This window comes from Paenibacillus sp. P46E, from assembly GCF_001909095.1.
In the GTDB taxonomy this organism is placed as follows: domain Bacteria; phylum Bacillota; class Bacilli; order Paenibacillales; family Paenibacillaceae; genus Paenibacillus_AQ; species Paenibacillus_AQ helianthi.
Genome location: NZ_LVYZ01000027.1, coordinates 24,825 through 39,532, shown reverse-complemented (window position 1 = coordinate 39,532; position 14,708 = coordinate 24,825). Strand labels below are relative to the sequence as shown.

The 14,708-nt window shown below is 50.1% G+C and carries 14 protein-coding genes and 1 tRNA gene; 2 read left to right on the top strand and 13 right to left on the bottom strand.

Translation table 11 applies throughout. The features are described from left to right. Positions 1–71 precede the first annotated feature (71 nt). On the bottom strand, positions 72–1,082 hold the full coding sequence (gene gap, locus A3849_RS06100) for a type I glyceraldehyde-3-phosphate dehydrogenase (RefSeq protein ID WP_074088731.1): 1,011 nt from the start codon (positions 1,080–1,082) through the stop codon (positions 72–74). Positions 1,083–1,198: 116 nt separating this feature from the next. After that, entirely contained in the window at positions 1,199–2,251 is a 1,053-nt protein-coding gene (locus A3849_RS06095) for a sugar-binding transcriptional regulator (RefSeq protein WP_074088730.1), read from the bottom strand. Between the two features lie 332 nt (positions 2,252–2,583). Between A3849_RS06095 and A3849_RS06090 the strand changes: the two genes are divergently transcribed. Both A3849_RS06090 and clpP read left to right on the top strand, forming a co-directional pair. Then, a tRNA-Arg gene (locus A3849_RS06090) sits at positions 2,584–2,658 on the top strand. Between the two features lie 192 nt (positions 2,659–2,850). Next, positions 2,851–3,447, top strand: a complete 597-nt coding sequence (gene clpP / locus A3849_RS06085; protein WP_074110596.1) for an ATP-dependent Clp endopeptidase proteolytic subunit ClpP — start codon at positions 2,851–2,853, stop codon at positions 3,445–3,447. A 77-nt stretch (positions 3,448–3,524) separates the two neighbouring features. On the opposite strand, the gene A3849_RS06080 is transcribed toward clpP, so the two are convergent. From A3849_RS06080 to thiC, 11 genes are all read right to left on the bottom strand, one after another. Continuing rightward, positions 3,525–4,163: a GDSL-type esterase/lipase family protein gene (locus A3849_RS06080; RefSeq protein WP_074110595.1), complete on the bottom strand. Its 639-nt coding sequence runs from the start codon at positions 4,161–4,163 to the stop codon at positions 3,525–3,527. Positions 4,164–4,295: 132 nt separating this feature from the next. Beyond that, entirely contained in the window at positions 4,296–5,396 is a 1,101-nt protein-coding gene (locus tag A3849_RS06075) for a PdaC/SigV domain-containing protein (protein ID WP_074110594.1), read from the bottom strand. Positions 5,397–5,681: 285 nt separating this feature from the next. Beyond that, positions 5,682–6,440, bottom strand: coding sequence for an SIMPL domain-containing protein (locus A3849_RS06070; protein WP_074110593.1), 759 nt, complete (start codon positions 6,438–6,440; stop codon positions 5,682–5,684). Positions 6,441–6,666: 226 nt separating this feature from the next. Further along, positions 6,667–6,936 (bottom strand): HPr family phosphocarrier protein, encoded by a 270-nt coding sequence (locus tag A3849_RS06065; protein ID WP_019914358.1) that lies wholly within the window; start codon positions 6,934–6,936, stop codon positions 6,667–6,669. A gap of 97 nt (positions 6,937–7,033) precedes the next feature. Beyond that, on the bottom strand, positions 7,034–7,963 hold the full coding sequence (whiA, locus tag A3849_RS06060; protein WP_074088725.1) for a DNA-binding protein WhiA: 930 nt from the start codon (positions 7,961–7,963) through the stop codon (positions 7,034–7,036). 35 nt (positions 7,964–7,998) lie between these two features. After that, complete coding sequence (locus tag A3849_RS06055) at positions 7,999–8,934, bottom strand: gluconeogenesis factor YvcK family protein (protein ID WP_178382623.1); 936 nt, start codon at positions 8,932–8,934, stop codon at positions 7,999–8,001. Positions 8,935–8,990: 56 nt separating this feature from the next. Next, a complete protein-coding gene (gene rapZ, locus A3849_RS06050; protein ID WP_074110591.1) occupies positions 8,991–9,890 on the bottom strand; it encodes an RNase adapter RapZ in 900 nt (299 codons plus the stop codon). 46 nt (positions 9,891–9,936) lie between these two features. Then, entirely contained in the window at positions 9,937–10,887 is a 951-nt protein-coding gene (locus tag A3849_RS06045; protein WP_074088722.1) for an ROK family glucokinase, read from the bottom strand. Between the two features lie 256 nt (positions 10,888–11,143). Next, positions 11,144–12,415, bottom strand: a complete 1,272-nt coding sequence (locus A3849_RS06040; RefSeq protein ID WP_074088721.1) for a DUF438 domain-containing protein — start codon at positions 12,413–12,415, stop codon at positions 11,144–11,146. A 42-nt stretch (positions 12,416–12,457) separates the two neighbouring features. Beyond that, a complete protein-coding gene (locus A3849_RS06035) occupies positions 12,458–12,685 on the bottom strand; it encodes a DUF1858 domain-containing protein (protein ID WP_074110590.1) in 228 nt (75 codons plus the stop codon). A 262-nt stretch (positions 12,686–12,947) separates the two neighbouring features. Continuing rightward, positions 12,948–14,642: a phosphomethylpyrimidine synthase ThiC gene (gene thiC / locus A3849_RS06030; protein WP_074110589.1), complete on the bottom strand. Its 1,695-nt coding sequence runs from the start codon at positions 14,640–14,642 to the stop codon at positions 12,948–12,950. Between the last annotated feature and the right edge of the window lie 66 nt (positions 14,643–14,708).

Genomic DNA, 14,708 nt, shown 5'->3' with positions numbered 1-14,708 from the left:
ATCCATTTAGAAAGAGCGGAAACAAGGAAAGTCTGTTTCCGCTCTATAGTTACGCTTATATGAAATCGATATTATTGAGCCAGTTTAGCGAATTTCTCCAAAGTACGGACGAGTTGTGCAGTGTAGGACATTTCATTGTCATACCAAGCAACAGTTTTAACCAGTTGTTTGTCGCCAACAGTCAGGACCTTAGTCTGTGTAGCATCGAACAGAGAACCAAAAGTCATACCCTTGATGTCGGAAGATACGATTTCATCTTCAGTGTAGCCGTAAGTTTCTGGATCGGAAGCTGCTTTCATTGCTGCGTTGATTTCTTCAACAGTTACGCTCTTATCCAGAACAGTAACCAGCTCAGTCAGGGAACCAGTCGCTACAGGCACACGTTGTGCTGCACCGTCAAGTTTGCCTTTCAGTGCTGGGATTACCAGACCGATAGCTTTTGCAGCACCGGTAGTGTTAGGAATGATGTTCTCAGCAGCAGCGCGGGCACGTCTGAAGTCGCCTTTTGCGTGTGGAGCATCAAGAGTATTCTGGTCACCTGTGTAAGCGTGGATAGTAGTCATCAGGCCTTCAACGATTCCGAACTTGTCGTTCAGAACTTTTGCCATTGGAGCCAGGCAGTTAGTTGTGCAAGAAGCGCCGGAGATTACTGTTTCGGAACCGTCAAGGATGTCATCGTTAACGTTGTAAACAACAGTTTTCATGTCGCCTGTAGCTGGAGCGGAGATAACTACTTTCTTAGCTCCACCTTTAAGGTGCTTTTCAGCGGCTTCTTTAGTTGTGAAGAAACCTGTGCATTCCAGAACGATATCAACGCCAAGCTCTCCCCAAGGAAGTTCTTCAGGGTTGCGGTTAGCAAGAACCTTAACATCTTTGCCGTTAACTTTGAAGAAGCCGTCATGCACTTCAACATCGCCTTGGAATTTACCTTGAGTTGTATCATATTTAAGCAAATGAGCAAGCATCTTAGCGTCAGTCAAGTCATTGATTGCTACCACTTCGATACCTTCTACATTTTGAATACGGCGGAATGCAAGGCGTCCAATACGTCCAAAACCGTTAATACCAACTTTTACACTCATTGAATAGTTCCTCCTAGATTTCGTTTTATTTATTCAAGACAGGCCGTGAGGCTCGTCAAGACAACAATGTTAAGTATAATGCATAAGTCCTTTGCTTGCTCCCCATATTCTGGAAACTATAGGACTGCCTGGATCTGATTGTCAATTTCTTTGCCGATTTCGACAGCAGCCGCCTCATCAGTAACGAGTATATCCTCCTGCCCGAACCGCAGCATCGCATGAATGGCTTTCGCCTTGCGTTTGCCTCCTGCAATTCCGACAACCACTTCCGTGCGGATAATATCCTCAAGTCGGAGCCCCATAGTCAGCATGGTATGAACAACCTGACCTTCTTCATTGAAATAATAGCCGAACGATTCGGCAACCGCTCCTTCTTCCTGAATCTCTGAGACTGTAGTCTCATCCAGCTTGCGGCGGCGGGTCATTTCAATGGCATCCCCAATACCATGCACAATAATTCGTGATCTGCGGATAATTTGCACGATCTCTCCAATATTTGCATCGAGCGCCAGTGACTGGTAAGCATCTTCACTAAGTAAATCAGGCACATGCAGAAGGCGGTAATTGGCTCCCATCCGTTTGGCCATCTTTGAAGCAATCGTATTAGCCTGGATTTCCATGCTCTCACCCAATCCCCCGCGCGCCGGGACAACCCAAGCGTTCTTATAGGAAAGGGATAACGGAGGCGTGAGCTGATCAGCCATTTCAGCAAGCGTTGAACCGCCCGTAACGGCAATGGTATCATCCGACCGCAGTACACCAAGCAATGCCTTGGCACCCGCGCGTCCGAGCTCACGCTTCGTGAACGGCGATGTCTCGCAATCACCAGGTACAACAATAACTTTGTTCAGACCATACGTTGTACGAATTTTATCTTCCAGATCATCCAGGCCAAACAGGCTCTTGGCGATTGGCTCCAGCAGGTCAAGCAGTCTGCGCCCCGCATCGCTTACGCGCATGCCTACGCTCTCGATCTCAATGAGCCCTTGCGATTTCAGAAGATCCGTCTCGGCACGCAGCACCCGCTCTGTCATATCCAGCGATGCGGCAAGTGTTCTGCGCCCAATAATATCGGACAGCATGATCTGATGTAGAATCGTGTAACGTCTCTTAAGGGTTTCCATGAGATCAGGCAGAAGCTGCTTTTGGATTTCTAATAAATTACGCATGCTTTCACTCCTGCAACTTCGTCTTCCTCTTATTCCCTTGTCCATGGTCTTAAAACGTCCCGGGTTAACTTTTTAAGTCCCACCCATATTCTACCCAAATATTACGCGGAGTGCAAGTCTTCCGAGACTATAATTCTCATCCTCTTTTCATCTTATACATCTGCCACACCATGGAAAGTGCTGAAAGTCCTGTGACTCCCGGATAAAAGCCCCGTTAATGAATATTCCCGGACGCTTGAGGCCGCTAATTTAGAAGAAGACAAAGATATTTTTACAGCAGTGTGATTAAGCCGTTGCATTTGAACCCTAAATAGATTATAATAATTTCTGTTGCGCCCGTGGTCCAATGGATATGACGTAGGCCTCCGAAGCCTGAGATCCAAGTTCGATTCTTGGCGGGCGCGCCATTAATTTCACTTTTGTACATATTTTAGCATTCCACCTATAGTATTTAACCAAAGAGCCGCTTGTTGGCTCTTTTTTTATAAACTAAGTTTGACTTTCTTTGACTTTTTGTTTGAATTTGTTTATCATGTGGTTAATACGGTAACAGTAAAAAATGAACACATTCGAAGAACCAATTCAAGGAGGTTTTCCACGTGAGTTATATTCCTATGGTAGTAGAACAGAGCAACCGCGGTGAGCGCGCTTATGACATCTATTCCCGCCTGCTGAAGGACCGCATCATTTTCCTCGGAACGGAGGTTAATGACGTGGTAGCCAATTCCATCATCGCCCAAATGCTCTTCCTGGCTGCCGAGGATCCAGATAAGGATATTCATCTGTATGTGAACAGCCCTGGCGGTTCCATCACAGCCGGAATGGCTATATTTGATACAATGCAATACATTAAACCGGATGTTTCCACCATTTGTGTGGGCATGGCTGCCTCCATGGGGGCTTTCCTGCTGAATGCCGGTGCCAAGGGCAAACGCTTCGCGTTGCCAAACAGTGAGATCATGATCCACCAGCCGCTGGGTGGTGCTCAAGGACAGGCTACAGACATCGAAATCCGTGCCCGCCGTATCCTGAAGCTTCGCGACAAGCTGAACCGTATCCTGTCTGAACGCACTGGCCAACCGCTGGAGCGCATCGAAAAGGATACTGACCGCGACTACTTCATGACCGCTGCTGAAGCAGCCGAGTATGGTATTGTCGATAAGGTTATTGAGAAGACGCTGCCTTCAGGCGTATAATTCAAAGCACAGCAAAAGAGGCTGCCTGGACCTAATGGTCTAGAGCAGCCTCTTTTGCATGTATAGCACCCAGTTCGTTATCCCAGCCGGCTGTAACCCAAGGCATCGAGCTTCCCGGCGATTACACGGTACCCTCTACCGTTAGGATGCACATGATCCAGTGACAGCAGTCCACGCTCATTGCCGGTGAACTCATGATAGATGGAGGCAAACCCGCATACACTGCTGCTATAACCCGCAACATAGCCGTTAAACTGGCGTACCCAGTCTGTAGCTTCCGATAACTGGGGATAAGGATTATAGAGTCCAACCAACCGGATGATATAGGGCTGGCGGCTGCCGTTCTTCAACTGCCGGAGTGAACCCATAATCTCGTTGAAGTTTCTTTTGCACTCGCGAAGCGCCCGTTCCAGCGCTGGAGACAGGTAGCCCGGACGAAATGACACGGCTTTGGCTGCCTTGATCAGATCGTTTCCGCCAATGGACAAGGTAACAATATCTGCACCCCGGACTGCTTGGCGGAACATGGGGTCACTGCTTAGGCGTTGCTCCAATGCAGCGGTAGTTAGACCATTGATACCAAGGTTGACCGATCCGACTGGAGCGCGGAGCTGCCCCTCTGCCATTCTGCGGTAAACGGGTACGAAGCCATTACCCGGCAGTGCTCCGAATCCGGTCGTCAAGGAATCACCGATAGCCGTGTAGAGATAACTCATTTCCTTCCCTCCCCGCTTGATAAGCTGGTTTCTCCTTTAGCTTATGACCGGGGAAGGCGCCAGGCAACGGAAAGGTGTCCATATACGGCATTAGCGGAGCGGGCTATTCTCCTGTTTTATGAAGGAAGGCACTTATTTCAGACCAGCGAACGGGCTGCTTCCATCCGGCAGAAGCTCCTTGAAGGTGAACTCATATTCAGGGAACCCGGAGGCATATGCTGTATATTCATAAAGCTGGAAGAACACTGCCAATTTTCCGTCTTTCACATAAAAATTCTTCTCTGTATTCAGGCCGGTGAAGCCGCCCAGGTAGCCGCCCTCTGCCTTGATTAGCTTGGACAGCTTGGCATTAAGCTCTTTTTTATAGTTCGGGTTGGCTTTCAGCAAATCCCCAATCAGGAGGCGCTTGCCGTCCTTCAGAGAGAACGTGAATGCATTGCGGTAAGTCATGCCGTGGGCACCGCCAGTATAGCTGTACTGGGTCGTGATCAGACTGAGTATGCCGTCCTGGTTGTACGTGATCACATAGCCCCCGTCGAACTCATACGGCCGGTCGTCCGAGGATCTATTCGCAATTTCCTTCTCTGCTTCTGCTGCAAATTTGGTGAGTGTCTGCTTAATTGTATCGTTGATCGTTTGCTGGGCCTTGGCATTCACCAGACCGCTGATCTGCGGATAATCCAGCTTGACCGGTGTGTCCTTACTTTCCTTGACGATGCTCTCCGTCTTTATGGTAATCGCATTTTGCGGTTTACTGACGACATTCAACCGGCCTGTAGCCGCACTATAGTCCCCTTTATATCCCAGAAAATCGTTCAGCAGATCAAGCGGAACGAACAGCCGATTGTTGATATTTTGAGCTTGATAATCATTTAAATAATAATTATTCACCCGGATTGAAATTTCGTAATCGGTGATAGACAGATTAACCTTCGTTGTTCCTTTACCGACTGTATAGGCCTTTTCTGCCTTATCATAGGTCAGGGACATACCCAGTGAATCGCGTAAAAAGGTCAACGGCACCCACACTTTCCCTTCATGGACAACACCAGTCTGAGGTGTAATCTTCCCGTTTACCTTCAGCACCACTAGCGAATGTTCCGCATTTGCCTGAACCGCAGCTGAAGCAGCCTGACTGGTCCCTGCGGGCAGAAGCCCTCCGCTTAGCAGAAGCCCTGCCGCCATAATGCCCGCCCCCCATGCGTGGGCCTGTTTCTTCTTAATGTTCTTCATATGGTTATCCCCTTCCGCTAATACGATGATAGATTTGATGAAAATTCCAGAACACCGGAGAGCAGCCTGCTTGCCGCCCTCGTTTCCACTCTTCCCATTATAGAGAGATCAGGAGCAGCGGTTGTTACAAAGCCCTTTACAATTTCTTAAGCTTCGCCGACCATTTCAGGGCTGCTTATTACATTTCTTTAAACAAAATGAGAGATCTCGCAACCATTCCCCGCAAAAAAAAGGCACTGCTCCCTGCTGTAACCAGCAGGGGAAGCGCCTCTTGAGGAATACAGACTATTTCAGCTCATACATTACGCTAAGCTGTGTTGAAACCTTCACTTCTCCCGGCTCAACGGAAGTGCCGCCGGCTGTATCTGCCGCTGCTTTGGACATTGCTGCATTTTCCATATAGATCACAGGGTTGTTGCCGTCATCATTCTGTGTGACCGTAATAACCTGGCCCAGGCTGCGTTTGGCTGCTTTGGCAATAGCTCCAGCTTTTACATCTGCATTGGTCATGGCTTTTTCAATCACCTGTGCTTCAAAGGCTGACGGATCTTCAATAGCAAATTGGGCATTACCAATGTTATTCGCTCCTGCAGTAGAAGCGGCATCCAGCAGCGCCCCAACCTTGGTTAGGTCACGATAGGTTACCTTCAACGTATGCTGGGCAATGTAACCCTTAACCTGCTGGCCATCTTTATCAGAATAGCTGTAGTTCGGTTGTACGCTGAATTGGGTGCTCTGAACGTCTTTATCTGCAATACCCCAGGTCGTCTTCAGCAATGTGGTGATCTTGGTGATTTTGGCTCCATTGGTTTTCTGTGCCTCTTCTGCCGTTGCTGCCGAAGTGCTCACCCCGATAGACAGATAGACAACGTCCGGTTTGATGGAAAGCTCTCCTTTGCCAATCACATTGACGATGTTTCTCTGGGCCTCCTCTGCGGCGTAAGCCTTTTCAGGACCTTGGAATGCTCCGCTCAAAGCCATCCCCCCCATCATCAAACTCCCTGCCAGCATTACCGCTCCGAGCTTTTTGCTCCATGCATTCATGTTTGCCATCCCCTTTCGTTATTTGTAATTGTTGTTGGTACCCTCTAGACGGCGCGGCTTGGCAAAAGTTGCATATCGTCTCATTGGAAAAGAAAAAAAGTTATACAAGACTACAGGAGCACATAACCGTAACCTTATTCTTTCCTATTCCTATCTATACGCAGACATTAAAAAAAGCCCCGGAGGGCTTTTTGTCATACCATTTAAAAGTAAGGCCTTGCAACAATTACTGGTTCTCAAGCTCTTCTTTGCTGACAAGACTTGTCAAAGCGGTTACAGCTTGGTCCGCATCGGCGCCGTCCGCGCTGATATAAATCTCCGTGCCGGAACTGATCGCCAGGCTCATAATACCCATGATGCTTTTAGCGTTCACTTTTTTATCGTCTTTTTCCACGAAAATCTCCGACGAGAATTTGTTAGCTTCCTGCACGAACAATGCTGCCGGCCGAGCGTGAAGCCCCGTCTTCAACCGTACAACTACCGGGTGCTTTGTCATGAAACGCTTACCCCCTATTTGAGATCTGCCCAAAAATTTCACATTAATTTTATAATATTATATCATTATAACCGCAACCGCACTAGAAAAAAAATAATCAGCCGCCCCGGACCTTATCAGCCAGCTCGTCAATTTTGCGCAAACGGTGATTTACTCCCGATTTACTGACTGTGCCTTTCAGCATTTCGCCAACTTCCTTAAGGTTGATATCCGGGTGTGCCAATCTGATCTCGGCTACTTCGCGCAGCTTATCCGGCAGGCTTTCCAGCCCCACCTCACGCTGCAGCAGCTTGATATTCTCGATCTGCCGCACCGCCGCACTTATGGTTTTGTTCAGGTTGGCCGTTTCGCAGTTGACGATCCGGTTCACGGAATTGCGCATGTCACGCATAATCCGCACATCCTCGAACTTAAACAGTGCTTGATGTGCACCGATCAGGCTAAGAAACTCGATGATTTTCTCGCCTTCCTTGATGTACAGGATGAAGCCCTTTTTGCGCTCAATACAGCGGGCATTCAGATGAAATTCACCTGCCAGATCCACCAGCGCCTTGCAGTGCTCCTCGTACATCGAAGCAATCTCCAGATGATAGGAAGATCCTTCCGGATTATTGACCGACCCTCCCGCCATAAACGCCCCCCGCAGGTATGCGCGTTTGCAGCAGTTCTTGCCGACAATTTCGTGGTCGATCCCATCCGTGAAGATGAAGCCTTCGGAGACGATCCGCAGATCCTTGAGAATTTCCTGAACGCGGTTTGGAATCCGCACGATATAGACGTTATTCTTCTTCAAACGCATTTTTTTACGCACGAGCAGCTCGATATGGACCTGGTAATATTTCTTAAGCAAAGAATATACCCGCCTTGCAATCGCGGCGTTCTCCGTCGAAATGTCGAGGACTACCTTTTTGCTTGAAAGCTGCACCGAACCATTCATCCGGATCAGCGCGGACATCTCTGCTTTCTCACAGCAAGGCTGGCTCTCCACCATCGTCAGCTCTTTTTTGGTAAGGGCCGCAAAAGACAAGGGGCTCACCTCTTTCATGTTCCTACAAAATAGACTTATCTGGAAATCCAGTCTTTCACAAGCTGGTAAATATGATGACTAAGCTTATCTGTATCATGCCTCAGATAGGTCTTGAATAATACCAGCTTATCGGCAATCACTTTGTAGCCGTTACCATCCACTACATCGAGGTCAAGCTGTACGGGCCGGGCACCCTTTTCTGCATACTTTAACTGGACCTGCTCAGGAATCTCGCCATCGTTCACGATCACGTAATCGAACAAATGAAGTCCTACGTGGTCATAGACGGCCTGAAGGTGGTCACTAACCGTGTAGTTGTCTGTTTCCCCGGGCTGGGTCATCACGTTACAGACAAAAATTTTGATCGCATCCGAGGCCACAACAGCCTCCGCCAGCTTAGGCACCAGCAAATTCGGCAGAATACTCGTGTACAGACTGCCTGGACCACATAGGATGGCATCGGCATTACGGATGGCCTCCAGTGCCTCCGGTAGCGGTTCTACATCTGCCGGCTCCAGGGAGACCCGTTTGATGACCCCTCTGGCCTCAGGGATTTTGGATTCACCTGTGATCATAGTGCCATCGGCCATCTCAGCGTGCAGCACTACAGCTTCGCCAGCCGCAGGCAGCACGCGTCCGCGCACGGCGAATAACCGGCTAAGCTCCCGGACCGCAGTGACAAAATCACCGGAAATGTCCGTCAGCGCCGCCAGAATCAAATTCCCGAGGCTATGCCCGGCCAAGCCTTCTCCGCTGCTGAAGCGGTATTTCATGATCTGGGCCATGAGCGGTTCTACATCAGCCATTGCTGTCAGTACATTGCGGATATCGCCAGGGGGTGGCATTTGCAGTTCACTGCGCAGTATGCCAGAGCTTCCCCCGTCATCCGCAACCGTAACGATCGCTGTAATGTCAAGCGGCTTTTCCTTCAAACCGCGAAGCATAACAGACAATCCCGTACCTCCACCCATAACGACGATACGTGGACGTTGTCCTTGTTCTTCAGCCACTATTGACCCCTTCTCTCTTAATGCCGGTCACGCTCGGAGTCCCGGTGGCTGACGGCTACCGACTCCGTCTCACTAACCCCCAGCATCTTACCCAGGTACTCGGATATTGCCACAGAGCGGTGTTTGCCGCCCGTACAGCCGATGCCGATAATAATCTGGGATTTGCCTTCTTTCCGGTATTGCGGAATGAGGAAATGAAGCATATCCAGCAGTTTGGTCAGAAACGTCTGTGTCTCCGGCCATTTCATGACATAATCGTAAACCTCGCTATCTTGACCGGTCTTTGGCCGCAAATGATCCACATAATGAGGATTCGGCAAAAAACGGACATCAAACACAAGGTCTGCGTCGATCGGAATTCCGTATTTGAAGCCAAACGAAGTAATATTGACAGAAAGAGTGCTTTTGCCCAGATGGGAAAAACGCGATACAATCTTCTCCTTCAACTGGACAGGCTTCATGCTGCTGGTGTCAAAACATAAGGTTGCTGAGTTCTTCAGCTCCTCCAGCATCTGACGTTCGAGACGAATGCCATCCAGCGGCATGCCTTGGGGCGCCAGCGGATGATGCCGCCGGCTCTCCTTGTAGCGCTGTACCAGTACGGAATCGGTTGCATCCAGGAATAGAATTTCAAAACCGATCGTAGACTCGTCTTTGATATAGGACAGTGACTCCGACAAAGCAGTGAAGAATTCTCTTCCGCGCAAATCGATAACAAGCGCTACTTTGGCGATTTTCCCTTTGGATTGTTCAATCAGCTCTGCGAATTTGGGAATCAGCACCGGCGGCAAATTATCCACACAGAAAAATCCGAGATCCTCCAGACTCTGCACGGCAATTGTCTTGCCTGCACCTGACATGCCCGTAATAATGATCAGGGTGGCACCACCGGGCGGTGATTGTTCCAGTTCGGTCATCAAAGCGCCCCCTCCCTATACATAGTATATGAATAATTCCATCTGCTTAAGAACGCAGCAAAAGACCTGCAGCGCCAATAATACCCGCATCATTTCCAAGCTCGGCAGGCACGATGGTCACTCCGGTCTGCAGTGGGGCCGGGGCCAGCTTCGCGAACACGCGGCGAACCTCTTCAAACAGAATATCTCCGGCTTTGGAGACACCACCCCCAACGATGAACACCTCCGGATTAAGCACCGCTGCGACAGCAGCCATGGATTTACCCAGATAGAACGCAGCACGGTTCACAATTCGCAGAGCAACTTCATCTCCGGCCTTGGCGGCATCAAATACCTCCTTGGCGGCAATTTTCTCCACCATGGACAGGGAAGTGCGGTCGCCGCGGCTAACAGCATCATTGGCCATGCGAATAATACCCGTAGCAGAGGAAACGGTCTCCAAACAACCCATGTTGCCGCAGCCGCATTGGATAGCTTCCAGATCAGGCACTACAGAAATATGACCAAGCTCGCCCGCTAGTCCGGCAAAACCTTGATACACCTTGCCATTAATAATGATACCGCCGCCGACACCTGTGCCCAGCGTGTAGCAGACACAATTCTCCACACCACGTCCTGCTCCGCTCCAGGCCTCACCCAGTGCAGCGACGTTAGCATCATTGTCTATTTTGACTGGCTTGTTCAAGCGACCCTCAAGAATGGAGCGGATCGGCACATCTCTAAAACCTATGTTAGGCGCAAGGATGATGATTCCTTCACGAATATTCGTAAACCCGGCCAGGCCCGCTCCTACACCGGCAAGCTGATCCCAAGAGTACGGGGAGTCCTCCACAATCTGACGCACATACTTTTCGATATTATCGATGACGGCATCGACGCCATCCGCAGTTCCCGTAGGCCCCTCAAAAGTGTGCAGCAGGTTCCCCTCGGCATTGCAGATTCCAACCTTAATCGTGGTTCCACCTAAATCCACGCCAACGTAGATACTTTCAGACATGTAACAAGCCACCTTTTTCTATGCTAAAATAGTTAATCCTACGTACCCACTATAATAGAAGGTACCCCTGCGGTCAAGGAAAGGCGGCACACCCGGCCACATGAGGGGCTGGTATTTTTTTTAGCCCAAAGATACGGGTTTATGAGTATCCTGTAAATTCTTGTCTTTATACAAAAAGCCTCTTACCTGTGCGGCAAGGGGCGGATGATCAACTTCACTTATGGTGACGGCCGGTAAGGCGTTTGTCTCTAGACGGCTACTCCGACAAAATCCGTTTCTGTCCCTCCAGTGCGCGGATCGGGGCGATGTTCTGGGTGAATTCAAGGGTACCCATGTAGCGGCCCGCTTCGTCACGTACTGCGAAATAACGGATGTAGATAAATTTATCCTTTATGGCAATCCAGAAATCCTCAGCGTCTTTGCGGCCCGCCTTGAAATCCTCCAGCAGCTTCTCAACGACATGCACGCTTTGCGGCGGGTGGCAGTTCTGCACCGTGCGTCCAATGACGGCCTTAGTGCGGGCAAAGATCCGCTCCTTGCCATGCGAGAAGTATCGGACCACATCATTTTCATCAATAAATGTCAGGTCGACAGGTAAATGATTCAGCACTGTTTCCAGCTGATGCAGCGACAGCAGGCCTGTCTCGAAGCGGATAAAGCCTTGCGGCGATAACCCTCCTTCTCCCTCTCCTTCTTCCGCTTGCACGGCTGCTCCCTCCGGTTCTGCGGCACGCTCAGGAATCCATTCCTGCTCCGGCGCAGTCAGACAGAAGCCAATTTCGTCGCTTTCGCGGGCGATTTTGACCCATTCATCTTCGGTCAGCTTATCGAGCGCCATCGGCAGCAGAATATTTTCTTCCTTAAAGATCATTTCATTTACTTCCTGGATAATGTTCGTCAGAAGAGCTCCAAGCTCCGCAGCTTCCCCGTTGTATGCACTGAGCGCCGCTTTTGCCTGTTTAATCATGCCGCGAATACCATCGTCCACTCCCCACATTACCTTGGTTGGTCCATAAATGCCGTATTTCTCAAGGTAAGGGAACAGCAGATTTTCTTTGCGGCTGTAGTGCTTGTCGAGATCCAGCAGCAGGCTCAGATCTTCCAACAGCTTAAAAATCATCTCTTCGCTGTCATTCCGCTGGAATTTATCAGCATGCAGCTGCAAGCGGAAGTTCACAAGCCGTTCAATCTCACGGTTCTCCAGCTTAAAGGTGTGGACAGGATGTCCCGGCTGCTCCTCTGGCTTGTTAGAACGGTGAATTTCCTGGATTGAGCCTTTAAAAATGGCCGTATGCACAGAGCATAGGCGCTGTACCTCCGTTACAGGAATCCCTTCCTCCGTCATCAGGGAATGCTCCATCGCAGAAATTTCGGCTACCGTAACATCCCCTACCGCTTCGGCAAAACGCGCTTTGACTTCCTCTACACTTTTTCCGGCATGCAATTCCTTAATAATCTCCTTAAGCATGGCTTGGCGGCGTGTCTGCTCAGGAATATCCATTTCACGGTTGTTAATCAGTTCACTCATCGTTCTCTCTCCTTCTCTATTCCACTTGTTAATCTCAGCGATCTATTCAATAATCTCGAAGCCATGGCTCTGAAAAGCCAGCCGGACGGTTTCGCGATCCATTTTCTTCATTGTGATTCCTTTCGACAAGGTCATGAACCGGCCCGCCGTCTGCAGCATACCAGGCTTCGTAATATCGCGGAAACCCAGCTCAACCATAATGTCTACGGCCTCCGGATAACGACTGACCAGCTCGAATATGGACTCATCCATGTTAAGGTGTTTGCTCATTGCACTCTCCTCCTGCAGCTTAGCTTCACGCCAATTGATAACCTTTCTCAACAACAGCTTAGCATAGGGTACAGGGCCGAAGAGTGATTGCAGTCACTAAATCAGAAACTTATATACCTGCAACTAATCATTGCACAGCAGAAATGAATTGGCCCTGTTTGTGTTACCGGCATGCCTGTATGCCAACTCCTGGATATTGAAAAAAGCTGCTTCCTCTGCCTGTTACAGCAAGGAAATCAGCCTCTTATAAAGCCCGTTCCGGCTATAGCATTTTGCTCAGTCTGGACGAATTGCGGATATCATGCGAAATGCGCATGCTGCAGAATTTGGGACCGCACATGGAGCAGAAATGCGCTGTTTTGGCACCCTCGGCAGGAAGAGTCTCATCATGGTACTCCAGCGCCCGCTCAGGATCGAGCGACAGATGGAACTGGTCACGCCAGCGGAACTCGAACCGAGCCTTGGACAATGCATTGTCCCGATCCTGGGCACCCGGGTGGCCTTTGGCCAGATCTGCAGCATGAGCAGCGATTTTGTAGGTGATAACTCCTTCACGCACGTCATTCTTGTTAGGCAGACCCAGATGCTCCTTGGGCGTAACATAGCACAGCATCGCTGTCCCGAACCAGCCAATCATCGCCGCGCCAATCGCCGAAGTAATATGGTCATAACCGGGGGCAATGTCCGTGGTTAGCGGACCCAGTGTGTAGAAAGGGGCTTCCTGGCAGAGCTCCAGCTGCTTATCCATATTTTCCTTGATCTTGTGCATTGGCACATGCCCCGGGCCTTCGACCATCACCTGAATATCGTGTTTCCAGGCAATGGCTGTCAACTCCCCAAGCGTCTCCAGCTCAGCGAACTGAGCCTCATCATTGGCATCGGCGATGGAGCCCGGGCGCAGTCCGTCTCCCAAGGAAAAGGCCACATCATAAGTCTTCATAATCTCACAGATTTCTTCAAAATGTGTATATAAAAAGTTCTCTTGCTGATGTGCAAGGCACCAGGCCGCCATGATGGAGCCGCCTCGGGATACAATCCCAGTCATTCTTCGGGCAGTAAGCGGGATATACCGCTTCAGCACCCCGGCATGAATGGTAAAGTAATCTACACCTTGCTCCGCCTGTTCAATCAGCGTATCGCGGTACAGCTCCCAGGTCAGATCCTCGGCTATTCCTTTTACCTTCTCCAGCGCCTGGTAGATCGGCACTGTGCCGATCGGTACTGGTGAGTTGCGGATAATCCATTCGCGGGTGGCATGAATTTTTGCACCAGTGGAAAGATCCATAATCGTATCGGCACCCCATCGGGTCGCCCATCTCATCTTCTCCACTTCCTCTTCAATGGAAGAAGAGACAGCGGAATTCCCAATGTTCGCGTTGATCTTAACCAGGAAGTTGCGGCCGATGATCATCGGCTCACTCTCAGGATGGTTGATATTAGCCGGGATAATGGCCCGTCCGGCAGCGACCTCATCCCTTACGAATTCAGGCCGGGTATTCTCGCGAATCGCGATATACTCCATTTCCGGTGTAATCATCCCTAACCGCGCATAATGCAGCTGGGTAACATTGCGCCCCTCACGTGCTCGTAAGGGATTCCGCCGCAAGCCGGCGAACCCTTCTGCCGACGCCCGGTCTGCAGCTAATCCGCAGGCTCCGGGTTGAACGGTTCTCCCGGCGTACTCCTCTGAATCCCCGCGTTCCGCAATCCAGCTTAAGCGGTGCGGAGGCAACCCTTTCCGAACATCGGTATCTTCAGCGGCATCGGTGTAAATACCACTGGTATCATAGACACGAAGCGGCGCATTGTCCTCTTCCCCCGCAACACCTTCGGTCCGGCTAAGGCGGATTTCACGCATCGGAACCTGAATATCCGGACGCGAGCCCTCTACATACACCTTACGGCTTGCGGGAAATCCCGAAAGATCGACTTGTTCCTTTTTGAATGAATCTGACATTCTTATCTCCTCCTTATCGCTCTGTGAGCCATTCAGATAAGATCAGCACGCAGCAAAAAGCCGCTC